Source organism: Marinobacter sp. UBA2498, from assembly GCF_002341575.1.
Taxonomy (GTDB): Bacteria; Pseudomonadota; Gammaproteobacteria; order Pseudomonadales; family Oleiphilaceae; genus Marinobacter; species Marinobacter manganoxydans.
Genome location: NZ_DDOI01000131.1, coordinates 31,076 through 33,779 on the forward strand (window position 1 = coordinate 31,076; position 2,704 = coordinate 33,779).

Genomic DNA, 2,704 nt, shown 5'->3' on the forward strand with positions numbered 1-2,704 from the left:
ATGATCATGACCACTATGACCGTGACCTACATGATCATGGCCGCCATGTTCGTGGCTATCATGACCGTGCCCACTGTGATGGTGGCCACTGTGATCATGCCCAGAACCTTTCTCCTCCGCGTCGCCGTCGGACTCACCGTGCTGGTGCTTGTGTCCGTGATCATGATGGTTTTCGTGCGAGTGCTGATGACCCTCGTGCTGCTCATGATCGTGCTCATGCGAATCATGATGGTCATGGCAGTGACCATGATGGTGTTCGTGTTCATGGTGTTCGTGCTGCTGCGCATGATCATGATGCTGGTGTTCGTGCTCATGGTGCCGGTGCTCGCGATGATCGTGCCCATGGTCATGCTCGGGGGCCGGCTCCCCTGCCTCCCGGGCGACCAGGTCCATGCCACACTTGGGGCAACTACCCGGCTCGTTCTGGACAACTTCCGGGTGCATGGGGCAGACATACTCTATCCTGGCGTGCAGAACAGGGGCGTCGAAATCCTCGGGGGAGTCTGAGAATGCGCCCTTGGCCAGCGCGCGCTTCAACCAGTCAACCGCGTCGATCAGGCCGGCTTGCGAAACACCCGCGGAAAAATCAGGGTCCGGTAGCGTTGACGGCGTCTGTCCGCCCAAATTGACAATGGCTCGCGGCCTCGGCATCTGCGCATAGAGCACCGCCACGGCCTCGTTCATTTTCTCTGAAAGCTCGCCGATAATCAGGAGCATGCTCGCATCGCGAGGTGTCGCGGTGATGCGCATACCTGCCGCTGTCACATCCAGGCCATGGGACAGTGCCACTTCAGGCCCCGGGACGATCAGGCAGCTCAGGTTGCCCGCGAGGGCCCGCGAAACCCACTTCTGAAGTACCGTGAACCGCTCCTGCCGCTGGCGCGCGCCCGTAATGGTCATTGTCGGGTCAGAAGTCATTGCCGCCTCAATGCCCCCTGACTCCAGCCGTAGAGCAAACCAAGAAAGAGAATGGCAAGGAACACCCCCATGTCATACAAAGCAACCAGCCCTACTTCCCTGTATACAACTGCCCAGGGGTACATAAATGCCATTTCCATGTCGAAGGCCAGAAAGAGCAGCGCGTAGCCGTAGTACCGTGCGTGATAGCGGCCCCAGACCGGGTCCCGTGACAACACTCCGGAACTCGCTGGCACGTCCTTGCCCGGCTCCCGACGCGTCGGGCCCATGGCACGGGCAATCCCAAACAGGGCCAAAACCGTAGCTGCGATGCCAAGCACCAAGGCAAGCAGCAGACCGTACTGCTCCAAAATACTCATCATCCAATCCTCAAGTCGCGCAACGGAGTCTGCACTCCGATAGCGTTCTCCAGAGACAAGATCAATATGCCCTTAACTCGCTTCTTGGTTCCGCATGGGCGAACCGTACTTCCCGAGCAAACAGAGGCTAAAAACTCACCCTCAGATATCCTTACTCCAGTCCATGATGCTTCCCTTCATATACCTTGACGTTCCTTATCTTGCCTCCCTCATTGAGCAATTCGAAATCATTTCCAGACAAAGGCTTTATCTTGTTACAGGAATAGTCGCGACCATAGACAGATGTGCAAAATTTACCGTCTTTGACCTCCCATCTTCCGATATAGTGGGTAAGGTTTCCCTGTTGTTCGCGATATTTGGTCATTCCATAGATCGAACCATCAGGATCATAGTACTCATGAAAAGTTCGAGTGCGAAAATTGTCCTGAGCATCTCGGAATTCCATTTGCACCGTGTTTCCGACGACAACATCTGCGACATCTTCGCCAGAAAGAACTTCTTCAGCGTGCAAAAATGGCGCTTGCAAAAAAGTCAAAAATACGAACAGTTTAAAATTTATTGCTTTCATCTGGTTATCTCCCAGTTTCTTTCAATTATTGTGATCACACGAACAACAGCCTTAAGTCGTATCGTAGGATTGTGAAGAAAGCTCAATGTATCAATTGCATTAAAACAGTCCACTTATTTTCCACTCCGCTCAACTGGCCAGTCACTAAAAGCGATGAAGTAGAGCAAAACCAGATTGACGATGGGGATAAGTATCAAGACCCCCATCCACCCCGGATATCCCGTGCGCTGGCAGATACGCCAGGCCGGTATCACTACCACAATGCCAATCACCAGCATCCAGAGCCAGTGACCTGCCCACATTGTGTTGCCAAACATATCACCTTCCATCACGGTGCTGTCCTCCCGGTTGACTACTGATTAGTGGTGATCATGGGCATGAGATTCATCATGTCCCGAATGTCCGGTTTCCTGGAACCTTTTCAGAAAAAACTGCTCTGCTGCCGCAATAACAACCATCGTGCCAACCGCAACGCCAATCACAAACGGGTCAGAGTTCAGTTTGACCCAAACAAACCCTCCGAGTACGAGCAAATCCAGGAGGATGGCAACCGCTGGCACCCACGCCTTTGCCTTCACATCGTGGCGCAAATAACGAAGGACTCCCCAGTGAATGGCAATATCCATTACCAAATAGAATACGATACCTAATGCTGCAATCCGGGAGAGATCAAAGAAAGCCGTCAGAACCAGCCCCAGGACCACGGTGTACACCAACGTGTGCTTTTGGATACTGCCCGGCATACCGAAATGACGATGGGGAACCAGTTTCATTTCGGTTAACATCGCAAGCATACGTGAGACCGCAAAAATACTGGCTAGAATACCGCCGGCGGTGGCCATCATGGCAATGGCAACGG

General features: G+C 53.3%; 4 protein-coding genes and 1 pseudogene. All 5 read right to left on the reverse strand.

What is annotated here, in order from left to right:
* The coding region (locus B2W52_RS22385) for a heavy metal-binding domain-containing protein (RefSeq protein ID WP_414673517.1) at nucleotides 1-918 on the reverse strand (918 nt) is incomplete at its 3' end.
* The gene (locus tag B2W52_RS18225; RefSeq protein WP_008169436.1) at nucleotides 915-1,277 is read right to left on the reverse strand and encodes an NADH-quinone oxidoreductase subunit A; all 363 of its coding nucleotides are present in this window, start codon (nucleotides 1,275-1,277) and stop codon (nucleotides 915-917) included. The genes B2W52_RS22385 and B2W52_RS18225, both read right to left, overlap by 4 nt.
* A 151-nt stretch (nucleotides 1,278-1,428) precedes the next feature.
* Entirely contained in the window at nucleotides 1,429-1,845 is a 417-nt protein-coding gene (locus B2W52_RS18230; RefSeq protein ID WP_139043634.1) for a hypothetical protein, read from the reverse strand.
* 113 nt (nucleotides 1,846-1,958) lie between these two features.
* Nucleotides 1,959-2,177: a hypothetical protein gene (locus B2W52_RS18235; RefSeq protein WP_099615972.1), complete on the reverse strand. Its 219-nt coding sequence runs from the start codon at nucleotides 2,175-2,177 to the stop codon at nucleotides 1,959-1,961.
* A 27-nt stretch (nucleotides 2,178-2,204) separates the two neighbouring features.
* Nucleotides 2,205-2,704 (reverse strand): annotated as a pseudogene (locus B2W52_RS18240) (amino acid permease); the annotation flags it as partial.

Bases quoted from the DNA above. Each gene is read 5' to 3' on its own strand.
- B2W52_RS18225 (WP_008169436.1), bottom strand. From the start codon at position 1,277: ATGAGTATTTTGGAGCAGTACGGTCTGCTGCTTGCCTTGGTGCTTGGC.
- B2W52_RS18230 (WP_139043634.1), bottom strand. From the start codon at position 1,845: ATGAAAGCAATAAATTTTAAACTGTTCGTATTTTTGACTTTTTTGCAA.